Consider the following 1,475-nt stretch of genomic DNA (forward strand, 5'->3'; position numbering starts at 1 on the left):
GAGGTGACAGAGGAAAGGATGTATTCCATTTTGTAAATATAACTGTACATGCAGTGTGAAAGATCAGTAAAACTTGCAAAGTATGTGCTGTATTGTCTTGAAGGAGTAGCTTGTATAATACACCTGGTTATTCCAGTTGTCATCCTGGTATTGTTTCTTTCACTCTATCATGGCATGTGGATACAGTGAGTCCTTCAATGCTTCTTTTTTTCGTAATTTTTGCTCTTTTGGTCATTCCTATCCATGCTGATCTGTACCGGCAATACACGATATGACAACAGATAAATAAAAGAGAGATAGAGTAGAAAGAGAGAGTATGGCAATCCCTGAGATAGATCAGATAAAACGCACCGAACAGGAGGCTGCGGATCTGATCGAGGCTGCACAACGCCGGAAGACTCTTGCCCTTGAGGAGGCTGTACGGGAAGGGGAAGCACTCGTTCAGCTCCGTCTTTCTGAAGCAGAAAACCGCCTTCGTGAGGAGAAGGAGCGGGCCGGAAAGGAGGCTTTCATGCAGCAGTCATGGCTGATGGAAGAAGCCCAAAAAGAGATCGGTCATATCAGGGAATATGCACAAAAAAATCATACCACAGCTGTTCAGTCACTTATCCGGCTGATAACCGGGGGATAACATGTTTTACCCGGCACGAATGGATCATGTTGTCATCGGGATTCATAACCGGTGGCTCATGGATGTTACATCCGCTCTGCACTCAGAAGGAAATCTCGAAGTCCTCGAGTTGAAAAAAGCAGCAGGAGATGACCTCCCTCAAACCCATCTGGATATCTCACGTGAGGATATTGAGAGAATTATTGCACTTCAGTTCAGAACCGACCGGATATTGGAAATTATTGAACCATATGAATACAAGCCTGAAAGCCTGAAATCAATCCTTTTTCCTGATGACCAGAAACGAGTTTCGGTCAGATATGATTCACCAGATGAGCTCTATCGTGTGGCGGAGGATTTTATCAGAGATGCAGAACCGGTTCTTGCCACCTATGAATATCTGAAAAAAAACCGTGAATTAATACAGGTCACACGGGAACGAATTGAACATCTTAGCCGGCTTGCGATTTTGGATATTGATCTCTCATATCTTGCACCTGCTCCCTATACTCAGACCATTGCAGGGTGGATGCAGGTTGAAAACCTCTCCACCTTTGAAGAATGGGTCAGGAATGCAGGAACCGATGAAATTTATTTCTACACGAAACAAGCTGGGGAAGAGGTTATTGTTGTCTGTATCGGTACCCGTGCAACACAACCCCTCCTTGAAGAACTTGTGCACCATTCATGGTTTTTCCGTATGACTCTTCCTGAAACATATGCAGGACTTCCGGGACAATTAATCGCATCAGAACAGGAAGCACTTATGAAGTATCAGGCAGATGAAGAGCGGTGCATGGCCCTCCTGATGTCTATGGCAGGGCGTCACCTGACCCCTCTTCGTGCGATCCGGGAGGAACTTGGA

At 45.4% G+C, this 1,475-nt stretch carries 2 protein-coding genes; both read left to right on the forward strand.

Going from position 1 to position 1,475, the window contains the following annotated elements; all coding sequences use genetic code 11:
* The first annotated feature begins 316 nt into the window (after positions 1-316).
* On the forward strand, positions 317-631 hold the full coding sequence (locus tag PLA23_RS13410) for a hypothetical protein (RefSeq protein ID WP_324475538.1): 315 nt from the start codon (positions 317-319) through the stop codon (positions 629-631).
* A 1-nt stretch (position 632) separates the two neighbouring features.
* Positions 633-1,475 (forward strand): V-type ATP synthase subunit I domain-containing protein (locus tag PLA23_RS13415; RefSeq protein ID WP_324475539.1); only part of this gene is annotated, 843 nt, incomplete at its 3' end.

Origin of the sequence: Methanospirillum sp. (assembly GCF_035406105.1) — an archaeon.
Classification (GTDB): Archaea; Halobacteriota; Methanomicrobia; order Methanomicrobiales; family Methanospirillaceae; genus Methanospirillum.

Coding starts and splice junctions, on each gene's coding strand:
- PLA23_RS13410 (WP_324475538.1), top strand. CDS start 317: ATGGCAATCCCTGAGATAGATCAGATAAAACGCACCGAACAGGAGGCT.